This is a genomic window from Rhodovarius crocodyli (assembly GCF_004005855.1).
Classification (GTDB): domain Bacteria; phylum Pseudomonadota; class Alphaproteobacteria; order Acetobacterales; family Acetobacteraceae; genus Rhodovarius; species Rhodovarius crocodyli.
Genome location: NZ_SACL01000008.1, coordinates 137,971 through 160,661, shown reverse-complemented (window position 1 = coordinate 160,661; position 22,691 = coordinate 137,971). Strand labels below are relative to the sequence as shown.

The window sequence follows — 22,691 nt, the reverse complement described above, 5'->3', positions numbered from 1 at the left end:
CCATCAAATACCGTCGCGGCGGAAACGGATAGGGATGGGCAGGATGAACCGCATGGAGTTCGGCCGTCGAGGCGCGCTGGCGGGGTTGGCGCTGCCCTGGATGGCACCGCCGGCCCGCGCGGCAGGCAATGCCAACCTGGTGCTGGAAAGCGAGGTGGTGATCCTCGACCCCCATGCCACCACGGCGGCCATCACCCGCACCTTCGCCTATCACGTGTTCGATACGCTGTACGCCATGGACGGGCAGGGCATGATCCGCCCGCAGATGGTCGAAAGCCATGAGGCCAGCGCCGACGGGCTGACCTGGACCTTCCGCCTGCGTGAGGGGCTGAAATGGCATGACGGCGCGCCCGTGACGGCGGCCGACTGCGTGGCCAGCCTGGAACGCTGGGCGCCGCGCGATGCGCAGGGCCGCATGCTGTGGGCCGCGAAGTCCGAACTCGTGACGACCGACGCGCGCAGCTTCCGCCTGGTGTTGTCCCGTCCCTTTCCGCTGGTGCTGGATGTGCTGGGCAAGCCCAACGCGCCCCTGCCGGTGATGCTGCCGGAGCGGCTGGCCCGCGTGCCGGTGGAGACCCGCATCCGCGAATATGTCGGCAGCGGGCCGTTCCGTTTCCGCGCGGCGGATTGGCGCCCGGGCAACTACATGGTGCTGGAACGCAACCCCGATTACGTCCCGCGTGAGGAGCCGGTGGATTTCCTGGCCGGCGGCAAGCGCGTGCATCTGGACACCATCACCCTGCGCGTCATGCCCGATGCGGCGACGGGGGCCTCGGCCCTGATGCAGGGCGAGATCGACTACATGCAGTATCTGCCCTTCGACCTGCTGCCGCGGCTGGAGCGCGCGCGGGGCGTGCGGCTGCTGGGCCTCGGTGGCATCCACATGTTCCAGGGCAATTTCCGGCTGAACCATGCGGCAGCGCCCTTCGACGACCCGGCGATCCGGCAGGTGCTGTGGCGCTGCTCGGACCAGGCCTCGGTGCTGACGGCGATCGGCATTCCCGAGCGGTTCCGGGCACCGCCTTGCCCGTCCTTCTTCCTGTGCGACGCACCGCTGGACAGCCGCGCGGGCGCCGAGGCGGTGGGTGTCGATGTCGAGGAAGCGAAGCGCATGCTGGCGCGCACCAATTATCGCGGCCAGAACATCATCTTCATGACGGTGGCCGGCAGCATCAGCCAGACGGCGGCCCAGGTGATGATCCAGAACATGAAGCTGGCGGGGTTCAACGTCGAGGAACAGCAGATGGACTGGGGCACGGTGCTGGCCCGCCGCGCCCGGCGTGAGGGCTGGCACATGTTCACCGTCTACGCCAACGGCACGGACATGTTCTCACCGCTCACGCATTTCTATGTGTCCAACACCTGTTCCGACTATCCGGGCTGGGATTGCGACCGGGATATCGAGCGGCTGCTGCGCGAGTTCGCCCTGGCGCCCACGGCGGACGACCGCAAGCGCATCGCGGCCGAGATCCAGGGGGCGGCGGTGCGCCACACGCCCTCTGTCATGTGGGGGCAGTTCACCATTCCGGCGGGTTATCGCGACCGGCTCAGGGATCTGCCGCAGGCCGCCTATCCGATGTTCTGGGAGGCGAAGCTGTAGGCGGCTACTCGTCGGTGAAGTTCGCGGTGGTGCCGCTGATATGCGCGACCTGGGTGTTCATCAGGGTCCCGTCGCTCACATAGCAGCGGCCCCCGTCCTTGATGTGCAGGTGGTGCTGGCGGTTGCCCCACAGCATGCCTGTCTTGGGCTGAGAGGGCGCGCCCCTGCTGTAGTGGAAGGTCGTCATGGACGACCCCGACCGTTCATCCCGCTTGTGAAGGTTCTGCAGCACCAGCACGTCGCCCGGCGACAGGTGGCCCCGCTGCCGGCATTCCTGCAGCAGGTCGGTCCAGAGCATGGTCGTCCCGCCCATTTCCAGCGCCAGGCGCTTCACCATCAGCGGTGTCCAGATGATGTGATGCCGTTTCAGCCCGCCCTGGGCACTGCCTGCCTTCAGCACGCGGCTGGCGATGGTGGAGCAGTTCTTGCGCGTATAGCGGTAATGCGCGTTTTCCTTGCTGCGGACCTCGTTCCACTTGGACATCATGGCCATCACGTCCATGCCGGTGATGCGGATGATGTGGTCGGGGGCGTATTTCTCGAACATCAGGTCGGTCGAGATGCTGGCGCCGGCTCTGCCGAATTCGCGGAAGATCTTGTGATCGTCGCCCGGCAGCCAGCTGACATAGGATTTGTCGCTGGCCCAATTGTCGTCGATCGAAACCGAGGCATGGCCCGGAAAGGAATTGCCGATGGGGCGGAGGTGATTGTTCCAGACGAGAACAGTGGTCATGGGCATTCCTCTCGAATCCCGCCTGTCGCGGGTTCTCACGGGTTCGTGATCTAGCGCTGTTTCAGCGCCTTCGAAAGGAACCTAAAGTAACGCCCGGCCCCGCTCGACGGGGGCCGGGCCGATGGCGGCGATGGGGACGGCCTATCGGATCAGCGGGCAGCCGCCCTCGGCGATAGGGCGGAACGCCTCCTCGGTCGGCACTGTCGAGACCAGCTTGTAGAAGTCCCAAGGGCCCCGGCTTTCGGAGGGCGACTTCACCTCGAACAGATAGGCGGGGTGGATCTTGCGGTTGTCCTCGCGGATGCGGCCCGGGCCGAAGGCGTCGTCGTCGGTCGGCATGCGCTTCATCACCTCCAGCACCGCAATGCCGGACTGCTTGGCGCGTGCGATGCCCACCTCCTTCACCGCCTTCAGGTAATGCACGACGCAGGAATAGGTGCCGGCGTGTTCCTGGCTGGGCATGTTGTCGGGGGTGCGGCGGAAGATGCGCTGCGCGAGGCCCCGCGTGCGGTCGTTGAGGTCGTGGTAGAACACCTCGCTCATCAGCATGCCCTGGGCGGCTTCCAGGCCGATGCCGCGGATGTCCTGCGCGAACATGATCATGCCGGCCAGCTTCTGGCCCCGCCGCGTCAGGCCGAATTCATGCGCCTGCTTCACGCAGTTCACCGTGTCGGCGGCGGCCATGCCCAGGCCCACCACCTTCGCGCGACTGGCCTGGGCCTGCAGCAGGAAGGAGGAGAAGTCGGTCGTGCCGGGGAAGGGGAAGCGCGCGCTGCCCAGCACCCGCCCGCCCGCGCGCTGCACGAAGCCCGAGGCGTCTCGTTCCAGCTGGTGGCCGAAGGCGTAGTCCGCGGTCAGGAAGTACCAGCTGTCACCACCTGCCCGCACCGTGGCGCCGCCCACCACATTGGCGAACATCCAGGTGTCATAGGTCCAGTGGACGGTATGGGTGCTGCACTGCGCGCCGGTCAGCGCGGAGGAGGCGGCGCCGGAGGAGAGCTGGAGCTTGTCCTTCTCCTTCACCAGGTTCGCGACGGCCAGCGCGACGGCGGAGTTGTTGGTCTCGCAGATCATGTCCACGCCGTCCTGGTCGATCCAGCGGCGGGCGAGGGCCAGGGCGGCATCGGGGCGGTTCTGGTGGTCGCCCTGTAGTACCTCGACGCGGAAGCCGAGGCCCACCGCATCCTCCACCGCCTGCTGGGCGGCGGCCAGGCTGGTCGGGCCGGAGGTGGAGCGGTAGGGGCCGGAGAAATCGGCCAGCACGCCGATCTTGAGCGTCTGCTGCTGCCCGAAGGAGGGGCTGGCGGAGGTCGCGAAAACGCCGGCGGCGCCGCCGATGGCGGCGCGTCGGGTGAAATGGGACATGGACGTCTCCCTTGGCGGGTTATCTGACGGGGCGCAGCGTGGCAGCGGCGCCGCTTCCATGCAAGCGTTGGCTCTTCCGGCCGGTCGGGCGGCTCAGTCGCGCCAGAAGGGCTTCGCGGCCTCATGCAGCGCATCGTGGCGGGTGATGCCCATGTCGCGCAGGTCGCGGTCGGTCATCTCCTCCAGCAGGCGGCGTTCGCGCCAGCGTTCATGGGCATCCCGCAGCCAGCGGAGCAGCGGCATGAGGGAAGGGCTGCGCAGGGGCAGGGCGGGGAGCAGGCGCGAGGCCCGGGCGGCGAAAGGGGTCATGGCAAGGCTCTGTGTGGACCGGAGCCGGACCCTGACGTTTCGGGCGCCACCGCAACAGCGAGGGGTCGTCATGCGCCGTGAGGACGCTTCAAGATTACAGACCCGCGTGGCTATCGTGACAGTCATGCTGACATTTTCGTGGCGGAACATGCCCCGGATTTGCTGCGATCATGGCCGGAGAGAGCCATGTCACGCAGCCTGCCACCTCATCACCTTCCTCCTCTGGCCCCGCTTCGGCTTTTCGAGGCCGCGGGGAGACTGGGCGGCTTCACCGCCGCCGCCGCCGAGCTGAGCGTCACGCCCAGCGCCGTCAGCCATGCCGTGCGCACGCTGGAGGATGTGCTGGGCCTGCCTCTGTTCCGCCGCGATGCGCGAGGGCTGACGCTGACACCCGCCGGCGAGGATCTGCTGGGCGAGGCCACCGCCGCCTTCGAGGGCATCACCCGCGCGATGAGCCGGCTGAAGGGCACCAAGGCCGCGGGTATCTCCGTCTCGGTCGCGCCCAGCTTCGCCACGCGCTGGCTGATGCCGCGCCTGCCGGCCTTGCGGCGGGCGCATCCGGCGCTGGCCCTGCGCATCAGCACCGAGCGCGAGCGCGTGCTGCCGGGAGACGGCCGTTTCGACGCGGCGATCCGGCTGGCCGAGGCCCCGGCCGGGCCCGGCGAATGGCGCCACCTGGCCGATGAGAAGCTGGTGCCGGTGGCGGCCCCCTGCCATGCGCGCACCCCTCTGCCGGCCCTGCTGGCCAAGGTGCCCGCCATTCATGTGACGTCGCTGCGCCAGGACTGGGCGGCATGGGGAAGCTGGGCCGGCATTCCGGTGCCGGACGCCACGCGCGGCCTTGCCTTCGACATGACGCATCTGGCCCTGGATGCGGCGGCCGCGGGGATGGGGGTGGTGCTGGCGCGGCTGCCGGTCGCGGCCGATGACCTGGCGCGCGGCACGCTGGTGCCGATGGGGGCGGAAATGCCAACCGGCACCGCCTATTGGCTGGTGACCCGCCCGGGGCTCAGCCGCCAGACCGAAGGGCGGCTGTTCACCGAATGGCTGGCGGGTAACCTGCGGGAAGCGGCGGCTGCTGCTTAATCTGCACCGAGCAGCCGGGGGCGCGGCACGGGCGGCAGGCGATAGCTGGCGCCGACCATGCGCCGCCGCTTGGGCAGGACCAGCCTGGCGCCGTTCTCGGCGCGCGTCAGGGTCAGCGTGCGGTTGTGGAAGCGTTCCAGCCCGGGGCGATGCCCGATGGAGATGACGGCCGAATCAGGCAGTTCCTCCACCAGCAATTCCATCATGATGTCCTGGTTCTTCTCATCGAGGGCGGAGGTCGCCTCGTCCAGGAACACCCATTTCGGCTTGTGCAGCAGCAGGCGGGCGAAGGCCAGGCGCTGCTGCTCACCCAGGCTCAGCGTGCGGTCCCAGCGCGCTTCCTCGTCCAGCTGGTCACCTAGCCGTTCCAGCCCCACCTTGGTCAGCGCCTCGCGCATCGCCTCGTCGTCGAAGTTCTCGGCGGCTGCCGGATAGCCGAGCGCGAAGCGCAGGCTGCCCAGCGGCAGATAGGGGCGCTGCGGCAGGAAGCGGGCCTGGCCCTCGGGCGGCACCTCGATCTCGCCCGCACCCCAGGGCCACAAGCCCCCGATGGCGCGGAACAGGGTGGATTTGCCGGTGCCGGATTCACCCTTGATCAGCACGCGGTCGCCGGCCTGGATCTCGGCCGTCGCATCGCCGATGACGGTGGTGCCGGAGGAGAAGGCGACCTCCAGGTTGCGGAAGGCGAGCACGGAGCCATCGCCCTCGACAATCGTGATGGTGGGCTGCTCGGGGTCGGCCGCCAGGCCCGAGAGCTGCTCGACGGCGCCCTCGAACACCGCCAGGCGCTCCACCGCGCCGCGCCATTCGGCGATGCGGGCCACATTGTCCACGAACCAGTTCAGCGCGGCCTGGACCTGGCCGAAGGCGGCGCCGATCTGCATCAGCCCGCCGAGGGTGATCACGCCGGCGAAATAGCCGGGCGAGGCGACGATGGTGGGAAAGATCATGGCCAGGGTGCCATAGGCGCTGGTCAGCCACATCAGGTTGCGCTGGCTTTTCATCAGCGCCTGGACGGATTGCCGCACCTTGGTGAAGCCGCTTTTCAGGACGCCGCGCTCGTCATCCTCGCCGCCGACGAAGGCGATGCCCTCGCCGGATTCACGGGCGCGGACCAGGGCGAAGCGGAAATCGGCCTCACGCGTCGTGCGTTCCACGTTCAGCTTCACCATCGGCCGGCCGACCAGCCAGGTGGCCAGCGTGCCCAGGCAGGCATAGAGCAGCGCCGCCCAGACCATGTAGCCGGGGATGGTGAACTCGCGCCCCATCAGCGTGGCGTGCAGCGGGCCGGACAGGCTCCAGAGGATGCCCACGAAGGCGCCGAACATGAGAAGGGAGTTCAGCAGGCCGGTGACGAATTCCACCGCCAGCTCGGTCGCGATCCGCACGTCCTCGGCGATGCGCTGGTCCGGGTTGTCGGCCTCGCTGTCCATCAGCTCCAGCTTGTATTGCCGGCCGTCGCTGAGCCAGCCGTCCAGCAGGTGGCCGGTCAGCCATTCCCGCCAGCGAAGCTGGATCAACTGCTTGATGTAGAGCTGATAGACCGCCGCCGTCATGGACAGGGCGGCCAGCACCAGGAACACCAGGATCTGGTTGCGGAAGGAGGCGCTGTCGCGGTTCTCCAGCGCGTTGAAGAAGTCGCGGTTCCACAGGTTGAAGCGGATCTGCACAGCGACCTGCGCGCAGGTCAGCACCAGCAGCAGCACGATCATCCAGCGCGCCGTGCCCCGGTCCGGGGCGCGCAGCCAACGGATGAACAGACGCAGGAACTGCCGCGCAGGGCGGTCCTGCAGTTTCTCGGTCATGGGCGGCGTTCCGGCTGGGGAAGGGCTTCGAGCTTGTCGGGGGCGGTGCCGAGGCGCTCGGCATCGAGCGCCTTCAGGCCATGGGCTTCGGAGCCGGGACCGCTGGCGGCGACCGCCGCACCGTTGCCCAGCTTGTCGCCGAGCGCGGCATGGACATCGGCCGCCAGGCGCACCACGGCGCCATTGTCGAGGATGACGCCGATCGCCTCACCCTGCGGCGTCAGCAGCGGCTGGGCGACGCGGCCCGTTACGGTCTGCGGGGTGCCGCCCCGGCGGGTGGGTGCGAACCAGCTGGGCTGGCGCACGAAATTCGCGGGCTCGCTGTCGCTGCTGCCCCAGGCGAGCATGGTCACGACAGGGGCGTTGCGGGCGCGCACGCCCCAGGTGATCAGGTTGTCACCGGGACGGATGGCGGCCACCAGCTCATTGGACTCGGTGGCGGGAAAGATGATCTGCGTGCCCTCTTTCAACAGGGCGCGATCGATCTCACCGGCGGGGTTGATCAGCCAGCGTTCCAGCCGGCCGGAATAGGAAGGCAGCTGCGCGGGGTCGAACCACACGCGGCGGGCGTCGCTCGCATGAAGCGGCCGCGCCAGCATCAGTGCCGGCGCGGCCATCATCCCGCCGAGCAGGAGCGAACGACGGCGCATCGTCACAGGCTGACGCCGCGTCCGGTCAGCAGGGCAACAGCGAACAGCACCAGGAAGACGAAGAACAGCACGCGGGCGATGCCGCCGGCGGTGGAGGCGATGCCGCCGAAGCCGAGAACACCGGCGACGAGTGCGACCACCAGGAATACGAGTGCCCAATATAACATGATGACGCATCCTTCTGTTGAGTTGATCTCTGGCAGAAGAACGCGAGACGAAAGGAGGGAGTTTCTGGATTGCGATAAGTAAATATATGAACCTGAAAGCAAAAACGCCGCCGGCCTGGTGGCCGACGGCGCATTCGTCACTCAGGGCGAGTGAGGATCAGTAGCGGGTTTCCCAGTCCTTGACCTGGCGCTCCGCCTCATCCTTGGCCACGCCGTAGCGCTCCTGGATGCGGCCGACGAGCTGGTCGCGGCGGCCTTCGATGACGGTCATGTCGTCATCGGTCAGCTTGCCCCACTGCTCCTTCACCTTGCCGGTCGCCTGCTTCCAGTTACCCTTGATGGTGTCCCAGTTCATTCCGTTTCTCCTCTGTCTGTGCCGCGTCAGCGGCCTGTCTGAGAAACGTGCTTAGTCATGGGTGGTTTCAGGCGATCGGCAGTTTTCCGGCCGAGACCGCCTGATAGGTCGCGATGGAGACCGACAGCCGGTCGAAGGGCTTGTTGATCACGAAGGCGGGCTCCAGCCCCTCCGCGGTCAGCAGCTTCTGCGGGTAGGCCGTAATGAAGATGACCGGCACATGGCTGGTGCGCAGGATGCGGCGCACGGCGTTCATGCCGTCCCCGCCGCGGCCCAGGTTGATGTCGGCCAGGATCAGGCCGGGGCGGTGCTGTGCCGCGAGCTGGATGGCCGCGTCCTCGGAAGCGGCGAGACCCACCACCCGATGGCCGCACTGCTGCACCAGGATGCGAAGATCCATGGCGATCAGCGGTTCATCCTCGATGATCAGCACATCGGTGGTGGCGGCGCGCTTCAGGTTGTCCCGCGCGCCGGCCAGCCCGTCGGTCGCTTCCTCCTCGGAAATGCCGAGCACCATCGCGGCGTCGGAGAGGCTGAGCTCCTCCAGCGCGGTCAGCAGCATCAGGCGGCGCTGGATGCCGGTCAGCGGCTCATCCGGCGAAGGAGGCGCCTCGGGAACCTCGCGCGCGATGGCGGCATGCAGCGCAAGGTGGCCGGGCAGATCCGGCAAGCCCTTGCGCAGGCAGGCGGCGACGACGCTGTCCCCGGAGGCCTGGTCGCCTGTCAGCGCCCGCGCGAAGCGGCGGGCGAAGGGCAGGGCGGCCTTCAGCGCCTCGGGATCAATGGTGGGCATGGGGACACTCCTGACGGAACAGTGATTCAATGTGAGAATAGGGAGGATGACAAGCACGCAGGACAACCGGGGCAGCCTGAGGGATCACTTGCCGGGGCTGCTCGGGCCGCTGCGTGCCTATGCGCGCAGTCTGGTCCGTGATGCGTCCGCCGCCGATGACCTGGTGCATGACGCGGTGCTGCGCGGGCTGGACCACGCGGACCAATGGCGTGAGGGCGATGACCCCAGGGCCTGGATGTTCACCATCCTGCGCAACCTGTGGCTGTCCGGACTGCGGCGCGGCCGCCGCCGCCAGGCGCTGGAAAGCGACCTGGCCGGCGAGGAGGAGGCGCGCAACCCTTCGGGCACCGGACGGTTGGAACTGATGGAGGCGCTGAGGCAGCTGCCCCCGCTGGAACGCGAGGCGCTCGTTCTCGGCGCCCAGGGCTTCAGCATCGCTGAGGCCGCGCAGCTGTGCGGCGTCGCGGAGGGGACGGTGAAGGCGCGCATCTCTCGCGGACGCGCACGGTTGCGCGCCAACCATGGTCATTCTCTGTCCTGACCCGGTGGCGGGGGCGGAAAAGCACATGCGGGTGGAATGTTCCGCGGTCGCCAAAGTTGCCCACCGAAAAACTCATGTCTGCCATGCATTTTCTATTGCGGCCCTCGGCAACCGATCGGAGGGACGTGGCGTTGTGCAATCAGGAACGGAGCAGAAGCATGACGCTGAACGACCAGACCCTGGTGCAGGACGACGCCGCCGCCGAGTGGGATTTCCACACGGCCCTCGTGGAGGTTCTGCCCTCTCTCCGCCAGCAGGCCTACGCGTTGACCCGCAACCGCGCTGACGCCGACGATCTGGTGCAGGCTGCGGTGGGCAATGCCCTGGCCGCCAAGAACAGCTTCCAGCCGGGCACGAATTTCAAGGCATGGATGCTGCGCATCGTGCGCAATCGCTTCCTGTCGGACATGCGCCGCAAGCGTGAGACGGTGGCGGTCGAGGATGCGCCCGCCGAGATCTTCGCCCGCAGTGGCGGCCAGGAAGACAGCCTGGTGATGCAGGAACTGCGCCGCAACCTGGCGCGCCTGCCGGCCGATCAGCGCCTGGCGCTGATGATGGTGACCGTCCAGGGCATGTCCTATGAGGAAGTGTCCGAGGAACTGGGCGTTGCCGTCGGCACGCTGAAGTGCCGGGTTTTCCGGGCACGGAAGCAGCTGGAAGCCTGGCTGATGGGCGAGGAAGCCCCGAGCCGGTCCAAGGCGCCCCGTGCTGCTAAGACGGCTGGCGCACAGGCTCGTGATTCGCGTAACATGCGTAACGATGCTGCTGGGATCTCCCTGCAGCACTGACGCAACGGGCTGCGATCGAGGACTAAGTGAGCGACACTCCCCCAGGAGGTGATGAGAAGATGCCCGCGCGCCCGGTTCAGGCGCGAAAGGGGAGGGCTTCCTCCCCGCGGGACGCTTTCGACCTGTGGTTGAAACGCGGCCTGCATGACATGTTCGATGATGTCGCGCGTGAACCTATCCCACCCGAATTGCTGGCCCTGATCGACAAGGACCGGCAACGTTAAAAGCCCGCCTTCCTGAATGGAGGCGGGTTTTTTGCTGCCCTGGTGATCGTTTCCAGTCGGTGATCGTTTCCAGTCGCCGGCTACTGCGCCAGGCAGCGCTCGTGCCAGGCATGGCGCAGGGCGACGGCGAGGTTCCTGCCGAAGCGGGGCGCGTCCATCAGCGGTGATGCCACCATCCGTGCCCGCAGACCCGACCGGAGGTCCTGCAGCCCCACCACATCCTGTGCTGCCGCGATGGCGCGCCTGACATAGGCGGGAACACTCTCCGTGATCCAATCCGTCAGCCCGATATTGGACAGGTGCGAGACGGCGTGGCGCCCGGCAAAGCTGCTGCCGGCCAGCGCCACGAGCGGCACGCCCATGTAGAGCGCCTCGCAGGCCGTCAGCCCGCCGGCATAGGGGAAGGGCTCGAGCGCAATGTCGATCTCCCCATACGCGGCGAGCAATGCCTCATGCGGCACGGGCCCATGCGCCTCGATCCGGGCGGGGTCGAGGCCGCAGGCCACCGCGCGCTCCAGCACAAGGTGCCGGGTGGCGGCATCGGCCAGCGCATGGGTGCGCAGTACCAGGCGGCTGCCGGGGGTCGCCGCCATGATCTCGGCCCAGGCTGTCAGCACCTCGGGCGTCATCTTGGCCATGTTGTTGAAGCAGCCGAAGGTCACCTGTCCCCGGGTCGAAGCGGGCAGGGGGGCCACGGGCGGCGCAGCGGCGGGCGGCGTGTAGCAGACATAGCCATCGGGCATGGCGAGCAGGCGCTCGGTATAGTGGGCCTCGCTGCCGGGCGGGGTTTCCCATCGGTCGGTCAGCATCCAGTCCAGGCCGGGCACGCCGGTCGTGCAGCTCTGTGCGCCCACCCACTTCACCTGCACGGGCGCCGCGCGGTGGGCGAGTGCAGTCACGCGCCCGCCCTCACCATGGCCGCCCAGATCGACCAGGATATCCGGCCGGTCGGCGCGGATGGCCTCGACCAGCGCCAGATCGTCCAGCTTCGGCAGTTCCCGCCACAGATCGGCCCGGGCGTGGAAGCGTTGCGCCAGCGCGTCCGAGCCCGGACGCAGCGAGAAGCAGGCGACCTCCACTTCCTCGCGCGGCAGTGCCTCGATGCCGGCCAGGGTCAGCCAGCCGACAGGGTGGCGGGAGAAGCTGCTGGACAGGAAGCCGACGCGAAGCCGTCGATGCGGGTCGAAACCCGGCGGGTGGCAGGCCAGGCTCGGAGCAGGAAGCAGGGCACCCAGCGCGCGGGCCGTCGCGGCCAGGGCGGCCGCCGTTCCTTCCTGGGGATGATAGGGCTGCACACCAAGGCGGTTGGCCAGGCCGGCCACATTCTCCGGGGTGCGCCGGGCGGTGGCCAGCGCCTCGCGCTGCAGCCCCTGGGCATTGAGCGTCAGTGCCAGATTGCCCAGCAGCGTCGGCAGCGGGCCGAAATCCCGGACTGCCGCCTCCAGCACCGCGCGGCTTTCCGAGAAGCGATGCAGCTTGAACAGCGTGATGCCGTGCTGGCTGCGGAAGCTCGGGTCGCTCGGCAGGAAGTGGGTGGCCTGGGCGAGATGCGGCTCGGCCTCCGCATGGCGGCGAAGCCCGGCCAGGCGCATGCCCAACTCGCCCTGCACCGCCGGAAGCCCGTCGGAGACGAGATGGGCCAGCCGCAGGCTGGCGACCGCGGCCTCATCCTCGCCGGCGGCCTGCTGGACCAGCGCGATGGCGAAGCTCCAGCGCCAGTTGAGCGGCTGATTGGCGGCACCGGCCTCCAGCTTCGGCAGGGCCTCGGCGGGCGGCAGCAGGCTGGCCGCCAGCCGCGCGTCCTCGACCGAGCCTTCCGGCGAGGCGAGGAGCGACAGCGCGATTTCCATGCCGGCATGCGCCGGTTCGGTCGCGGCCCGGCAGCGCAGGCGGAACAGGGCGATCGCGCGGTCCGACGGCGCCAGCAATGCCGCGTGGTCCAGCAGCGCCAGCGCGGCCTCGGGCCTGCCCGCCGCTTCGTCCAGCATGGCCAGACCCACGAGGCTCATGACATGGCCGGGGTCGGTGGCAAGCGCGGCCTCGAAGCACTCCCGCGCCTCGGTCAGCTGCAGGCGCTGGGCGGCGATGCGGCCCAGCCGGAAGCGCGGCTCCGCCAGGCGGGGCATGTCGTGCAGGGCGCGGCGCAGCAGGGGCTCGGCCTCGCCGAACTCGCCCAGATCGGCCAGCGCCATGCCCAGGTTCAGCCGCGCCAGCTCCGGCTCGTCCGCCTCGGCGATGGATTGACGCAGCCAGGGCAGCGCGGCTCTCGTCTGGCCCTCGGCCAGGGCCTGGATGGCGCGGCGGAAGGGCGGGATATGGTTCACGGCGCGACCGTGGCGGCGATCAGAAGGCCCTGCACGGGCTGCTCGCGCTCGGTGCGCAGCACCTCCCGCCGCAGCAGTACGGGGGTCAGCCCGGCGCCCGCAAGGGCTGCCTCGACGGCCGCGAGCCCGTGGCGATAGCGCCCCGACCCGGCCAGCTCCCAGCCGGTCCCCTCGCCCAGTTCGACGGAGAACAGGAAATGGCCGCCCGGCGCCAGGCGGGGCGCCACCAGGGCAAAGGCGGGCTGAAGCTCACCGAAATAGCAGAAGACGTCCGCCGCGATCACGGCCTGGTAGCGGGCGTGGTCCTGGCGCAGGAAGTTGCCGAGCTCGGCGCGGTGCAGGCTGCTGTAGACCTGTTTCGTCTCGGCCTCCCGCAGCATGGCCGGGGAGAGGTCGACACCGACCAGCCGCCCGCCCAGCATGTCGTGCAGCACCACGCCGACAAGGCCGGTGCCGCAGCCCAGGTCCAGCACATCGCCGATGGGCCGCGCGGGGCTGAGGCCCGGGCGCAGTTCCTCCAGCGCGCGCAGCATCAGCCCGGGCACGCGATAGCCCAGGCCGAACAGCGAGGCCTCGAAGCGCCGGGCATAGCCGTCGAACAGATGCGCCACATAGGCATCGGGCGCGCGGCCTTCCGCCACATCATCGTTCAGGGCGGCGGAGAGGTGGCGCAGGTAGCCGTCCTGCGGGGCCAGTGCCAGCGCCGCCTCGATGTCGCGCGCGGCGCCGGTCGCGTCGCCGCTGTTCAGGCGGGCATGGCCGGACAGGCTCAACAGCGGCATGTCGGCGCCGGCATCGGCGATGCCGCGCTGGGCGGCGTGCAGGGCGGTCACGGGGTCACCGGCGGTCAGGGCGCATTGCGCCAGCACGCCATGGGCCAGCCGCCGCTGCGCGGGCGTGAGCGAAATGGTATCGAGCATGGAGGAGGCCAGCTCCTCGGCTGCCTCGCGCCGGCCGGCGCGCTGAAAGGCCTCGGCCAGGCGGAGCGCCGCGACAGGGTCCTCGGGCTGCTCGCGCCACAGGTCGCCCAGCACCGCCAGGGCCTCGTCGTATTCCTCGGCCATCAGCAGGGCGTGGGCCAGCAGGATGCGTGCCTCGGTGCTGCGCGGGGCCAGGCAGACCGCGCCCGCGGCATCGGCCAGCAGGGCCGGCGCATTGCCCAGACGGGCATGGGCGCGGGCGCGCATCAGCAACGCCTCGGCGCTGTCGCCGCCCAGGTCGATGGCGCGGCCGCAGGCCTCGATGGTGCCGGGCGCGTCGGACAGGGCGGCGCGGGCGCGGCCGAGCGCCATCCAGGCAGGGGCGCTGGGGGCCAGGCGGGTGGCGGTGAGCGCCAGGGGCATGGCTTCGGCCGGTTGGCCGCGCTCCATCAGGCGGCCGGCCTCGGCCAGCAGGCGGTCGGCGAGCGGGGGCGGGGCGGCGAGGGGCGGCACCCAGGCGGCGGTGGCGCTCATGACCAGAGGCCGCCGGCGACCTGCTCGTTCATGTCGGCGATGAAGGACAGATCGGGCTTCTCCTCGCCGCATTCGCGCAGCACGGCGCGGGCGATGGAGGCGATCTGGGCGCGCAATTCGCGCGGAAGCTGGTTGGTGGGGTCCATCACGGCGATGTTCACCGCATCCCACAGGCGGCGGTTGTCGGCGACGGCGCGGGCCACGGCCATGGGCGCGGGGTCGGTGCCCATCGCTTCGCGCAGGCTGCGCGTGGCGCGGGCGAAGACCTCGGCTTCCTGCTGCTTCGCGCTGCGGCGGCGGGCATAGGCATTGACGCCCGCGGGGCGCGGGGCGCTGGCGCCGGGCTGCACCGGCGTGGAGGCCTGGGCGGAAAGCAGGGCTTCGGACATGGCGCGGGAACTTTCTGGGGGTCAGCGGAAAAAGGGCGGGCCGGCATTTTGCCAGGCCCTTGGCTGGATCAGCGGAACAGGCTCAGCAGGACCTGCGGGGCCTGGTTGGCGATGCCAAGCGACTGGGTGCCGAGCTGCTGACGGATCTGCAGCGCCTGCAACCGGGCCGATTCCTTGGCGAGGTCCGCGTCCACGAGGGCGCCCATGCCCGTCTCCATCGCGTCGATCTTGTCCTTGTTGAACGAGATCTGCGTGTCGACGTAGTTGGAATAGGAGCCGAAGGTATTGAGCTGGGTGAGCGTGTTGGTGATGGCCGCGCCCAGCGCGCCGGTGGTGGTCAGTGCCGCCGCCGCATCGCCGGCCGTGTAGGTGTTGGCGTCGGAGACGCCGTCGAAGATGTTGGCCTCCGCGTCATACGCCGCCACGGTGTAGGAGCTGCCCGAACCGTTCGTCACGACATTCACGCTGGCACCACCCGACTTGAGCAGGTTCTGCCCGTTGTAGGTGGCGTCCGTCACGAAGGCCTTGACGTTGTTGGTCAGTTCCTTGGCCTGGGCCTGGTACTGCGTCCGCTGCTCCGTGGTGATGCTGCCGTCGGCCAGCTTCACCGTGATCTCCTTCAGCTTCGACAGCGAGGTCGAGACGTTCTGGAGGCTGGAGCTCGTGACGTCGATCAGGCCCTTGGCCCCGCCCAGCTGCTCATTGGCCGAGGTGGTCGCGGCGATCTCGCCCCGCACACGTTCGGCCACGGCATAGGCCGCGCCATCGTCCTTCGCATCCGCCACGCGATAGCCCGTGGAGATGCGCTTCTGAACCGAGGCCAGCTCGTCCGTCGTGCGGTTCAGGGATTGCAGCGCCACCTGGGCGCCGAGATTGGTATTGATGCTGTTGAGTGCCATCGGGGTTTTTCCTCAGGACAATCCGGGACCGGGACATCCGGACCCTGGCCGCATCCTTGGCACCTCGACCTAAACGGCGGGTAAACGCCTAAATTACATGCACCTGCCATGAAGTGGCCGGGCGCGGTGCTTGCAACCCAGGCGCCATCCCGGCAAGAACCGAAGCGGAGGTTGCCCGAACATGGCGGCCGGAGGGTGGAGGAATAGATGCGCCTTGCAGTGTTGAAGGAACGCCGCGCGGGGGAGACGCGCGTGGCCGCTACGCCCGAGACGGCGAAGAAACTCGCGGCGCTCGGCTGTTCGGTCGCGATCGAGGCCGGGGCCGGGGCCGCGGCCGGCTATCCTGACCAGCTCTATGCCGATGCGGGCGCCGAGATCGCGCCCGACGCCGAGGCCGCGCTGTTCGGCGCGGGCATCGTGCTGAAGGTGCGCGCGCCGCTCGGCACCGGTGAGGGCGAGATCGACGAGCTTTCCCTGATCCATCGCGGCGCCCTGCTGATCGGCACGCTGGAGGCGATCGCCAACCCGGAACGCGCGCGCGCCATCGCCTCGGTCGGCGTCGATGCGTGCTCCATGGAGCTGCTGCCGCGCACCACCCGCGCGCAGAGCATGGACGTGCTGTCCTCCCAGGCGAACCTTGCGGGGTATCGCGCCGTGGTCGAGGGTGCCGCCGCCTTCGACCGTGCCTTTCCGATGCTGATGACGGCCGCCGGCACCATCCCCGCCGCCAATGCCTTCATCATGGGCGCGGGCGTGGCCGGGCTGCAGGCCATCGCGACCGCCCGGCGCCTGGGCGCGCGCGTGTCGGCCACCGATGTCCGCCCCGCCGCCAAGGAGGAGATCAAGTCCCTCGGCGCGAGCTATGTCGGCTATGAGGATGAGGAATCCCGCGCGGCCCAGACCTCGGGCGGCTATGCCAAGGCGATGTCGCCCGAGTTCCTGGCCAAGCAGGCCGAGGTGGTCGCGGCGCATATCGCCAAGCAGGACATCGTGGTCTGCACCGCCCTGGTGCAGGGCCGCCGCGCGCCCATCCTGGTGACGGAAGCCATGGTCGCCAGCATGAAGCCCGGCAGCATCATCGTGGACATCGCCTCCGACGCCGGGGGCAACTGCGCCCTGACGCGCCCGGGCGAGGTGACGGTCACGGCCAATGGCGTGACCATCCTGGGCCACACCAACTGGCCCGGCCGCATCGCCAATGCCGCGAGCGCCCTCTATGCCCGCAACCTGCTCACCTTCCTGACCACCTTCTGGGACAAGGAGGCCCAGGCGCCGAAGCTGCCCGAGGATGACGACCTGGTGCGCGGCGTGACGATCACCCGCAACGGTGCCGTGGTGCACCCCGGCCTGGCCTGAGGAGACAGAGATGAACCCGACCGAACTGGCCAACCGCGCGGCCGTGCTGGCGCAGGACGCCATGGCGCTGGCCGCCCAGGCGCGCGTGGTGGCCGAGACCCATGTGGCGCCGGCGGCGGCCGCCGCCGAGCCCTTCGTGCTGCTGCTGACGATTTTCCTGATGGCCTGCTTCGTGGGCTACTATGTGGTGTGGAACGTGACCCCCGCGCTGCATTCCCCGCTGATGGGCGTGACCAACGCGATTTCCTCGGTGATCGTGGTGGGCGCCATGCTGGCAACGGGGCTCAGCGATTCCATCGCCGCGAAGGTGTTCGGCTTCATCGCCGTGACGCTCGCCTCGGTGAACATCTTCGGCGGCTTCGCCGTCACGCGGCGAATGCTCGCCATGTTCAAGAAGAAGGGCTGAACCCATGGCCCACACGCTTTCCACCTTCGCCTATCTGGCGGCCTCCGTGCTGTTCATCCTGGCGCTGCGCGGCCTCTCCCACCCGGAGACCAGCCGCAAGGGCAACACCTTCGGCATGGTCGGCATGGGCATCGCGGTGCTGGCCACCGTGCTGCAGCCGGGCATGTCCTTCTCCGGCATCGCGCTGATCATCGCGGGCCTGCTGATCGGCGGCGGCATCGGCACCTATGTCGCGCAGAAGATCGAGATGACCTCCCTGCCGCAGCTGGTCGCGGCCTTCCACTCGCTGGTCGGCATGGCCGCGGTGGCGGTGGCGGCAGCGGCCTTCTACGCGCCCGAGAGCTTCGGCATCCTGGACGCGCAGGGCCACATCAAGGCGGGCTCGCTGGTCGAGATGTCGCTCGGCCTGGCCATCGGCGCCATCACCTTCTCGGGCTCCGTCATCGCCTTCCTCAAGCTCGATGGCCGGATGTCGGGCGCGCCCATCACCTTCAAGGGCCAGCATCTGCTGAACGCCGCGCTGGGGCTGCTGCTGCTGGTGCTGGTCGTCAGCTTCGTGGCCAGCGGCAACCCGCTGCTGTTCTGGCTGATCGCGCTGCTGTCCTTCGGGCTGGGCTTCCTGCTGATCATCCCGATCGGCGGCGCGGACATGCCGGTCGTGGTGTCCATGCTGAACAGCTACTCGGGCTGGGCGGCGGCGGGCATCGGCTTCACCGTCGGCAACCTGCTGCTGATCGTGACCGGCGCGCTGGTCGGTGCCTCGGGTGCCATCCTGTCCTACATCATGTGCAAGGGCATGAACCGCAGCATCATCAACGTGCTGCTGGGCGGCTTCGGGTCCGAGAGCGGGTCGGCTTCGGCCGGCGGCGGCGGCGGTGACCGCCCGCCGGTGAAGGCCGGCAGTCCCGAGGACGCGGCCTACATGATGAAGAACGCCCAGAAGATCATCATCGTGCCGGGCTATGGCATGGCGGTGGCGCAGGCCCAGCAGGTGCTGCGCGAGATGGGCGACCTGCTGAAGAAGGAAGGCGCCGAGGTTTCCTATGCCATTCACCCCGTCGCGGGGCGCATGCCCGGCCATATGAACGTGCTGCTGGCCGAGGCGAATGTGCCCTACGAGGAAGTGCATGAGCTGGAGGAGATCAACCCCGAATTCGCGGATGCCGATGTGGCCTTCGTGATCGGCGCCAACGACGTGACCAACCCGGCCGCCAAGACCGACAAGTCCAGCCCTATCTACGGCATGCCCATCCTGGATGTGGAGCGCGCCAAGACCGTGTTCTTCATCAAGCGCGGCATGTCGAGCGGCTATGCCGGCGTCGACAACGAGCTGTTCTTCCGCCCCAACACCATGATGCTGTTCGGCGACGCGAAGAAGGTGACGCAGGAGATCGTGCAGGCGCTGCAGCGGTAATCGCCGCCACGCCCCGCCAAGGCGCCGCCCCGGAAGGGTCGGCGCCTTTTTCATGACCTTTCGGCCAAGCCGTTCATGAGCATTGCCTTTTGCCCCTTCGCGCATGCAGCATGAGCCATGCCCGAGGAACAGCTCCAAGATCTGCTCACCCGCCTGCACGCGACGCGTGAGGCAGCCGACCAGGACCCCTTCGGGGACCCGGTGCTGGCCATCGCCCTGTCGATCAGCCGGCGGCTGGATGACGGGCGGCTCGATCTCGACAAGGTGGCCGGTGTGATCCAGTCCCTGGCGGATGCGGCGGCGGGGGACCGCGCGGCCCGCATGCGCGCCTATGTGGGGCCCGCCTCCGATTTCCGCGATGTGGCGGAGCGCCTGATCCGCCCCGACCCGGATGACAGCCCCATCCCCTTCGCCCGTTTCCGGGAGGCGCTGGAGCATCCGCGTTTCGCCGCGGTGTTCACGGCCCACCCCACCTTCAGCCTGCCGCGCGCGACCGCCGATGCCCTGGCCCGCGCCGCGAGCGGCGAGCCGCTGCCCACCGGCCTGACGCACCGCCCCACCGCGCCCACGCTGATGGATGAGTTCATCCAGGCCAATGCCGCGATCACCCGTGGCCGCGACGCGCTGGATGAGCTGGCGGCGGCATTGTTCGAGGCCGGGCATGCCGTCTGGGGCGACCGCGTGCTGCAGCTGGCGCCGCGGCCCATCATCCTGTCCAGCTGGGTCGGCTATGACACGGACGGCCGCACCGACATCCATTGGTACGACACGCTGCGCCTGCGCCTGACCATGAAGCGGCTGCAGCTGGAGCGCCTGGCCGCGCAGTTGGCCCCGCTGGGCGAGGCCGCGGCGCCGCTGCGGGAGCGGCTGGCCGAGGCGCTTTCCGCCGTCGGCGCCCAGATCGCCGCCAGCCCGGACAACCAGGAACCCGGCGCGGTCCAGACCTTCGCCACCACCCTGATCGACAGGCGCGAGGCGGCGTTGACCGATACCGCGCCGCTGGCCGCCCTGTTCGATGCCGCGATCATGGCGGCGCCGGAGGAGGAGCGGCAGGCGCTGGCCGTCGCCCGCGCCGGGCTGCTGGCGCATGGGCTGGCCCTGGCCCACACCCATGTGCGGCTGAACGCGGCGCAGATCCACAACGCGCTGCGCCAGCGCCTGGGCCTGGCCGAGGCCCCCAACGACATGGCATCCCGCCGGGGCGTGCTGGCGCAGATCAACACCGCCCTGGCCGAGGTGAAGGCTCAGCCGGTCGATTTCGGCGCGCTGATGGGGGAGCAGGCGAGCGCGGCGCGGTTGATGATGACCGTCGCGCAGATCGTGAAGCATGTGGATGCGAGCCAGCCCGTGCGCTTCCTGATCGCGGAGACCGAGACCGGCTACACGCTGCTGGCTGCCCTGTGGCTGGCGCGGCAGTTCGGCATCGAGGACCGGGTCGAGATCTCTCCGCTGTTCGAGACCGCCGAGGCGCTGGAACGTGGTGAGCGCGTGCTGGAGGAGGCGCTGCGCAGCCCGCATTTCCGTGACTATCTGCGCAAGCACGGGCGCATGACCTTGCAGTTCGGCTACTCGGATTCCGGGCGGTATGTCGGGCAGCTGGCGGCCAGCTACCTGGCGGAGCGCCTGAAGCTGCGCCTGGCGGAGCAGCTGCGCCGCCATGGGCTGACCGGCATCGAGCTGGTGCTGTTCGATACCCATGGCGAGAGCATCGGCCGTGGCGGCCACCCGACCAGCCTGGCGGACCGCTTCGACTACCTCTCGCCGCCCGCCGTGCGGCTGTCGCTGGCGCGCGCGGGGCTGTGGCTGCGGGAGGAGACGGCCTTCCAGGGCGGCGACGGCTATATGCTGTTCGGCACGCCGGTGATGGCGCGGGCCACCATCGCGCGCATCGCCGAGCATTCCTTCGCGAGCCCGCCCGCGACGCCGGACCCGATCTATGCCGAGAGCGACTGGGGTGCCGATTTCTTCGCCACCGCGCGGGCCGCCGTGCAGGATCTGGTGGAGGACCCCGGCTATGCCGCGCTGCTGGGCGCCTTCGGCCCCGGCATGCTGGACCGCACCGGCAGCCGCCCGGCGGCCCGGCAGAGCGACGGCATGGGGGGCGCCGCGCGCATCAGCCACCCGTCGCAGCTGCGCGCCATTCCGAACAACGCCATCCTGCATCAGCTGGGGTGGCTGGCGAACACGCTGCACGGGCTGGGGCGGGCCGCGATCGCCAACCCGGATGCCTTCCAGGACCTGCGCAGCCGCTCCCCCCGTTTCGCCCGCGCGGTGGACCTGGCCACCCATGCGGCGGCGGTCAGTGACATGGGCGTGTTGCGGGCGGCGGTGGATACGCTGGACCCGGGTTCCTGGCTGGACCGCGCGGGCTTCACCACCCGCCCCGGCCGGCGCGAGGCGCTGATGGCGGTGGCCGAGGCGCTGGAGAAGCTAGGCCTGTCCAGCGATGTGCGGCGCATGTTCCGCCGGTTGCAGGCCGATGCGCTGAACCTGCGCGCGTGCTGGCCCGAACTGCCGCGCATGGCGGACAGGCTGGTGCTGCTGCACGCCCTGCGGCTTTCCCTGGTGCAGCGCATCTGGCTGCTGGCGGTGGAAGTGCCGGAGTTCAGCCCCCGCCACGGCGCGACGCGCGCGAGCCTGATCGCGCGTATCCTGCAATTGGATGTGGAGCCGGTGCTGGCCATCCTGGCCGAGGTGTTTCCTGCGGCCCCCGACCCCGCGGCGGGCCTCGATTTCGGCGAGGCCGCGCCGCCGCGCACCGGCACCTCCTATGCGCGGGAGCATCGGGTGATCTTCGAGCCGATGCGCCGCCTGTTCGCGCTGAGCCGGGAATGCTCGGCAGCGATCACGCATGAGGTGGGGGCGTTCGGCTAAGCAGCCTCGGCCAAGAACCCCAGCACCACCTCGTTGAACGCGTCCGGCCGTTCGAAATACACCGAATGACCGGCGCGCTCGATCAGCACGAAGCGTGATCCGGCCACCTGCGCCTGCACGCCCCGCAGCAGCGGCACGGGAAAGCGCCGCTCCTCCGCGCCCGCCAGGAACAGGATCGGGATGCCGGTGGCGGCCAGGGCCTCCGGCGCGTTCAGCGGGAAGGCGCCCGTGATGCTGCGCGCGTTGTAGCGGTTGAAGCCAGAGATCTGGCGATAGAGGAAGGCCAGGCTGGGCTCCGCAGCCAGGAAGCTGGGGCCGAAGACGCGTTCGATGGGCGTCAGCGCCTCACCGGCCTTCATGGCCTCCGCCTGGATGGCGGCGAGGTCGGGTGAGAGCGCGATGCCCTGCGCCGTGTCCGCCATGACCAGGGCCGAGACCCGCCCCGGATGCCGGCAGGCGAAATTCACTGCCGCGCCGCCGGACATGGATTGCGCCACGATCGCCGCGCGCTCGATGCCCAGATGGTCCAGCACCAGGGCCAGGTCATCGGCCATGGCGCTGCGGCCCAGCCCCTCGGCGTCGGTCGAGAGGCCGAAGCCGCGCTGGTCGATCACCACGGTGCGGTGCCGGCGGGCGAAGGCCGGCACCTGGTTGAACCAGCCGGCATGGTTGCCGCCCACGCCGTGCATCAGCACGACGGGCGGCCCTTCGCCATGCACCTCGTGATAGAGGCGGCTGTTACCGGCCTCGATGAACGGCATGGCTCAGGGAACCAGCGCGAAGCACTCGATTTCGAGCAGGAAGTTCGCGCGGGGCAGGGAATACACCACCGAGGTAATGCGGGCGGGCCATTTGCCGTCGGGGAAATACTCGGCGTAGATCTGGTTCATCGTCTCGAAATCCTCGCGCCGCGTCAGCAGGATGTTGCACTTGGCGACGTTGGACCAGTCGGTGCCGGCTTCCTTCAGGATGTCCGTGATGTTGGACATCACCTGGCGCATCTGGGCAGGGAAATCGCCCACCGCCAGCTTGCCGTCCTTGTCGAAGGCCGGAATGCCGGACACGAACAGCAGGTTGCCCACCTTAACCGCCGGGGTGATGGGAGAGGGCACCTTGTGATGGCCGGGGACGGAGATGTGCTCAAGGGTCGTCATGGTTC

22 protein-coding genes are annotated in these 22,691 nt (G+C 69.3%); 8 read left to right on the top strand and 14 right to left on the bottom strand.

What is annotated here, in order from left to right:
• Window positions 1-43 precede the first annotated feature (43 nt).
• The gene (locus EOD42_RS20090; protein WP_127789366.1) at window positions 44-1,600 is read left to right on the top strand and encodes an ABC transporter substrate-binding protein; all 1,557 of its coding nucleotides are present in this window, start codon (window positions 44-46) and stop codon (window positions 1,598-1,600) included.
• A 4-nt stretch (window positions 1,601-1,604) separates the two neighbouring features.
• On the opposite strand, the gene EOD42_RS20085 is transcribed toward EOD42_RS20090, so the two are convergent.
• The 3 genes from EOD42_RS20085 to EOD42_RS20075 all read right to left on the bottom strand — a co-directional run bounded on the left by EOD42_RS20085 (window position 1,605) and on the right by EOD42_RS20075 (window position 4,007).
• A complete protein-coding gene (locus EOD42_RS20085) occupies window positions 1,605-2,333 on the bottom strand; it encodes a hypothetical protein (protein WP_127789365.1) in 729 nt (242 codons plus the stop codon).
• Between the two features lie 141 nt (window positions 2,334-2,474).
• Entirely contained in the window at window positions 2,475-3,698 is a 1,224-nt protein-coding gene (locus EOD42_RS20080) for an ABC transporter substrate-binding protein (protein WP_127789364.1), read from the bottom strand.
• A gap of 93 nt (window positions 3,699-3,791) precedes the next feature.
• Window positions 3,792-4,007, bottom strand: a complete 216-nt coding sequence (locus EOD42_RS20075; protein WP_206020409.1) for a DUF1127 domain-containing protein — start codon at window positions 4,005-4,007, stop codon at window positions 3,792-3,794.
• 186 nt (window positions 4,008-4,193) lie between these two features.
• On the opposite strand from EOD42_RS20075, the gene EOD42_RS20070 reads away from it, so the two are divergent.
• Window positions 4,194-5,093, top strand: coding sequence for a LysR substrate-binding domain-containing protein (locus EOD42_RS20070; protein ID WP_127789363.1), 900 nt, complete (start codon window positions 4,194-4,196; stop codon window positions 5,091-5,093).
• Here EOD42_RS20070 and EOD42_RS20065 read toward each other — a convergent pair.
• The 5 genes from EOD42_RS20065 to EOD42_RS20045 all read right to left on the bottom strand — a co-directional run bounded on the left by EOD42_RS20065 (window position 5,090) and on the right by EOD42_RS20045 (window position 8,863).
• Window positions 5,090-6,898, bottom strand: a complete 1,809-nt coding sequence (locus tag EOD42_RS20065; RefSeq protein WP_127789362.1) for an ABC transporter ATP-binding protein/permease — start codon at window positions 6,896-6,898, stop codon at window positions 5,090-5,092. The genes EOD42_RS20070 and EOD42_RS20065 overlap by 4 nt on opposite strands.
• Window positions 6,895-7,548, bottom strand: a complete 654-nt coding sequence (locus tag EOD42_RS20060) for a hypothetical protein (protein WP_127789361.1) — start codon at window positions 7,546-7,548, stop codon at window positions 6,895-6,897. Before EOD42_RS20060 ends, EOD42_RS20065 begins: the two co-directional genes overlap by 4 nt.
• Before the next feature lie 2 nt (window positions 7,549-7,550).
• Window positions 7,551-7,715, bottom strand: coding sequence for a DUF1328 domain-containing protein (locus EOD42_RS20055; protein ID WP_127789360.1), 165 nt, complete (start codon window positions 7,713-7,715; stop codon window positions 7,551-7,553).
• A 157-nt stretch (window positions 7,716-7,872) separates the two neighbouring features.
• Window positions 7,873-8,070, bottom strand: a complete 198-nt coding sequence (locus EOD42_RS20050) for a CsbD family protein (RefSeq protein ID WP_127789359.1) — start codon at window positions 8,068-8,070, stop codon at window positions 7,873-7,875.
• 67 nt (window positions 8,071-8,137) lie between these two features.
• On the bottom strand, window positions 8,138-8,863 hold the full coding sequence (locus tag EOD42_RS20045) for a response regulator (RefSeq protein WP_127789358.1): 726 nt from the start codon (window positions 8,861-8,863) through the stop codon (window positions 8,138-8,140).
• 46 nt (window positions 8,864-8,909) lie between these two features.
• On the opposite strand from EOD42_RS20045, the gene EOD42_RS20040 reads away from it, so the two are divergent.
• A complete protein-coding gene (locus tag EOD42_RS20040; protein WP_127789357.1) occupies window positions 8,910-9,404 on the top strand; it encodes a sigma-70 family RNA polymerase sigma factor in 495 nt (164 codons plus the stop codon).
• Between the two features lie 158 nt (window positions 9,405-9,562).
• Window positions 9,563-10,192: a sigma-70 family RNA polymerase sigma factor gene (locus EOD42_RS20035; RefSeq protein ID WP_127789356.1), complete on the top strand. Its 630-nt coding sequence runs from the start codon at window positions 9,563-9,565 to the stop codon at window positions 10,190-10,192.
• A 304-nt stretch (window positions 10,193-10,496) separates the two neighbouring features.
• Here the strand turns inward: EOD42_RS20035 and EOD42_RS20030 are convergent, their stop codons facing one another.
• From EOD42_RS20030 to EOD42_RS20015, 4 genes are all read right to left on the bottom strand, one after another.
• The gene (locus EOD42_RS20030; RefSeq protein ID WP_127789355.1) at window positions 10,497-12,740 is read right to left on the bottom strand and encodes a tetratricopeptide repeat protein; all 2,244 of its coding nucleotides are present in this window, start codon (window positions 12,738-12,740) and stop codon (window positions 10,497-10,499) included.
• Window positions 12,737-14,194, bottom strand: a complete 1,458-nt coding sequence (locus tag EOD42_RS26550) for a methyltransferase domain-containing protein (RefSeq protein WP_164868031.1) — start codon at window positions 14,192-14,194, stop codon at window positions 12,737-12,739. Before EOD42_RS26550 ends, EOD42_RS20030 begins: the two co-directional genes overlap by 4 nt.
• The gene (locus tag EOD42_RS20020) at window positions 14,191-14,583 is read right to left on the bottom strand and encodes a flagellar biosynthesis regulator FlaF (protein WP_127789353.1); all 393 of its coding nucleotides are present in this window, start codon (window positions 14,581-14,583) and stop codon (window positions 14,191-14,193) included. The genes EOD42_RS26550 and EOD42_RS20020 overlap by 4 nt, the downstream gene beginning before the upstream one ends.
• Before the next feature lie 68 nt (window positions 14,584-14,651).
• Window positions 14,652-15,482: a flagellin gene (locus tag EOD42_RS20015; protein WP_127789352.1), complete on the bottom strand. Its 831-nt coding sequence runs from the start codon at window positions 15,480-15,482 to the stop codon at window positions 14,652-14,654.
• A 207-nt stretch (window positions 15,483-15,689) separates the two neighbouring features.
• Between EOD42_RS20015 and EOD42_RS20010 the strand changes: the two genes are divergently transcribed.
• From EOD42_RS20010 to EOD42_RS19995, 4 genes are all read left to right on the top strand, one after another.
• Window positions 15,690-16,838, top strand: a complete 1,149-nt coding sequence (locus tag EOD42_RS20010; protein WP_127789351.1) for a Re/Si-specific NAD(P)(+) transhydrogenase subunit alpha — start codon at window positions 15,690-15,692, stop codon at window positions 16,836-16,838.
• Between the two features lie 10 nt (window positions 16,839-16,848).
• Window positions 16,849-17,244: an NAD(P) transhydrogenase subunit alpha gene (locus EOD42_RS20005; protein ID WP_127789350.1), complete on the top strand. Its 396-nt coding sequence runs from the start codon at window positions 16,849-16,851 to the stop codon at window positions 17,242-17,244.
• Window positions 17,245-17,248: 4 nt separating this feature from the next.
• Window positions 17,249-18,658 carry an NAD(P)(+) transhydrogenase (Re/Si-specific) subunit beta gene (locus EOD42_RS20000; RefSeq protein ID WP_127789349.1) on the top strand — a complete coding sequence of 470 codons (1,410 nt, stop codon included), beginning with the start codon at window positions 17,249-17,251 and terminating at the stop codon, window positions 18,656-18,658.
• A gap of 117 nt (window positions 18,659-18,775) precedes the next feature.
• Window positions 18,776-21,532 carry a phosphoenolpyruvate carboxylase gene (locus EOD42_RS19995; RefSeq protein WP_127789348.1) on the top strand — a complete coding sequence of 919 codons (2,757 nt, stop codon included), beginning with the start codon at window positions 18,776-18,778 and terminating at the stop codon, window positions 21,530-21,532.
• On the opposite strand, the gene EOD42_RS19990 is transcribed toward EOD42_RS19995, so the two are convergent.
• Window positions 21,529-22,293: an alpha/beta fold hydrolase gene (locus tag EOD42_RS19990; RefSeq protein WP_127789347.1), complete on the bottom strand. Its 765-nt coding sequence runs from the start codon at window positions 22,291-22,293 to the stop codon at window positions 21,529-21,531. The two genes, EOD42_RS19995 and EOD42_RS19990, sit on opposite strands and share 4 nt — an antisense overlap.
• Window positions 22,294-22,296: 3 nt before the next feature.
• Window positions 22,297-22,686 (bottom strand): RidA family protein, encoded by a 390-nt coding sequence (locus EOD42_RS19985; protein ID WP_127789346.1) that lies wholly within the window; start codon window positions 22,684-22,686, stop codon window positions 22,297-22,299.
• Window positions 22,687-22,691: the final 5 nt, after the last annotated feature.

Excerpts from the sequence above, each read along its gene's own strand:
- EOD42_RS20090 (WP_127789366.1), top strand. The coding sequence starts at position 44 with ATGAACCGCATGGAGTTCGGCCGTCGAGGCGCGCTGGCGGGGTTGGCG.
- EOD42_RS20085 (WP_127789365.1), bottom strand. The coding sequence starts at position 2,333 with ATGACCACTGTTCTCGTCTGGAACAATCACCTCCGCCCCATCGGCAAT.
- EOD42_RS20080 (WP_127789364.1), bottom strand. The coding sequence starts at position 3,698 with ATGTCCCATTTCACCCGACGCGCCGCCATCGGCGGCGCCGCCGGCGTT.
- EOD42_RS20075 (WP_206020409.1), bottom strand. The coding sequence starts at position 4,007 with ATGACCCCTTTCGCCGCCCGGGCCTCGCGCCTGCTCCCCGCCCTGCCC.
- EOD42_RS20070 (WP_127789363.1), top strand. The coding sequence starts at position 4,194 with ATGTCACGCAGCCTGCCACCTCATCACCTTCCTCCTCTGGCCCCGCTT.
- EOD42_RS20065 (WP_127789362.1), bottom strand. The coding sequence starts at position 6,898 with ATGACCGAGAAACTGCAGGACCGCCCTGCGCGGCAGTTCCTGCGTCTG.
- EOD42_RS20060 (WP_127789361.1), bottom strand. The coding sequence starts at position 7,548 with ATGCGCCGTCGTTCGCTCCTGCTCGGCGGGATGATGGCCGCGCCGGCA.
- EOD42_RS20055 (WP_127789360.1), bottom strand. The coding sequence starts at position 7,715 with ATGTTATATTGGGCACTCGTATTCCTGGTGGTCGCACTCGTCGCCGGT.
- EOD42_RS20050 (WP_127789359.1), bottom strand. The coding sequence starts at position 8,070 with ATGAACTGGGACACCATCAAGGGTAACTGGAAGCAGGCGACCGGCAAG.
- EOD42_RS20045 (WP_127789358.1), bottom strand. The coding sequence starts at position 8,863 with ATGCCCACCATTGATCCCGAGGCGCTGAAGGCCGCCCTGCCCTTCGCC.
- EOD42_RS20040 (WP_127789357.1), top strand. The coding sequence starts at position 8,910 with ATGACAAGCACGCAGGACAACCGGGGCAGCCTGAGGGATCACTTGCCG.
- EOD42_RS20035 (WP_127789356.1), top strand. The coding sequence starts at position 9,563 with ATGACGCTGAACGACCAGACCCTGGTGCAGGACGACGCCGCCGCCGAG.
- EOD42_RS26550 (WP_164868031.1), bottom strand. The coding sequence starts at position 14,194 with ATGAGCGCCACCGCCGCCTGGGTGCCGCCCCTCGCCGCCCCGCCCCCG.
- EOD42_RS20020 (WP_127789353.1), bottom strand. The coding sequence starts at position 14,583 with ATGTCCGAAGCCCTGCTTTCCGCCCAGGCCTCCACGCCGGTGCAGCCC.
- EOD42_RS20015 (WP_127789352.1), bottom strand. The coding sequence starts at position 15,482 with ATGGCACTCAACAGCATCAATACCAATCTCGGCGCCCAGGTGGCGCTG.
- EOD42_RS20010 (WP_127789351.1), top strand. The coding sequence starts at position 15,690 with ATGCGCCTTGCAGTGTTGAAGGAACGCCGCGCGGGGGAGACGCGCGTG.
- EOD42_RS20005 (WP_127789350.1), top strand. The coding sequence starts at position 16,849 with ATGAACCCGACCGAACTGGCCAACCGCGCGGCCGTGCTGGCGCAGGAC.
- EOD42_RS20000 (WP_127789349.1), top strand. The coding sequence starts at position 17,249 with ATGGCCCACACGCTTTCCACCTTCGCCTATCTGGCGGCCTCCGTGCTG.
- EOD42_RS19995 (WP_127789348.1), top strand. The coding sequence starts at position 18,776 with ATGCCCGAGGAACAGCTCCAAGATCTGCTCACCCGCCTGCACGCGACG.
- EOD42_RS19990 (WP_127789347.1), bottom strand. The coding sequence starts at position 22,293 with ATGCCGTTCATCGAGGCCGGTAACAGCCGCCTCTATCACGAGGTGCAT.
- EOD42_RS19985 (WP_127789346.1), bottom strand. The coding sequence starts at position 22,686 with ATGACGACCCTTGAGCACATCTCCGTCCCCGGCCATCACAAGGTGCCC.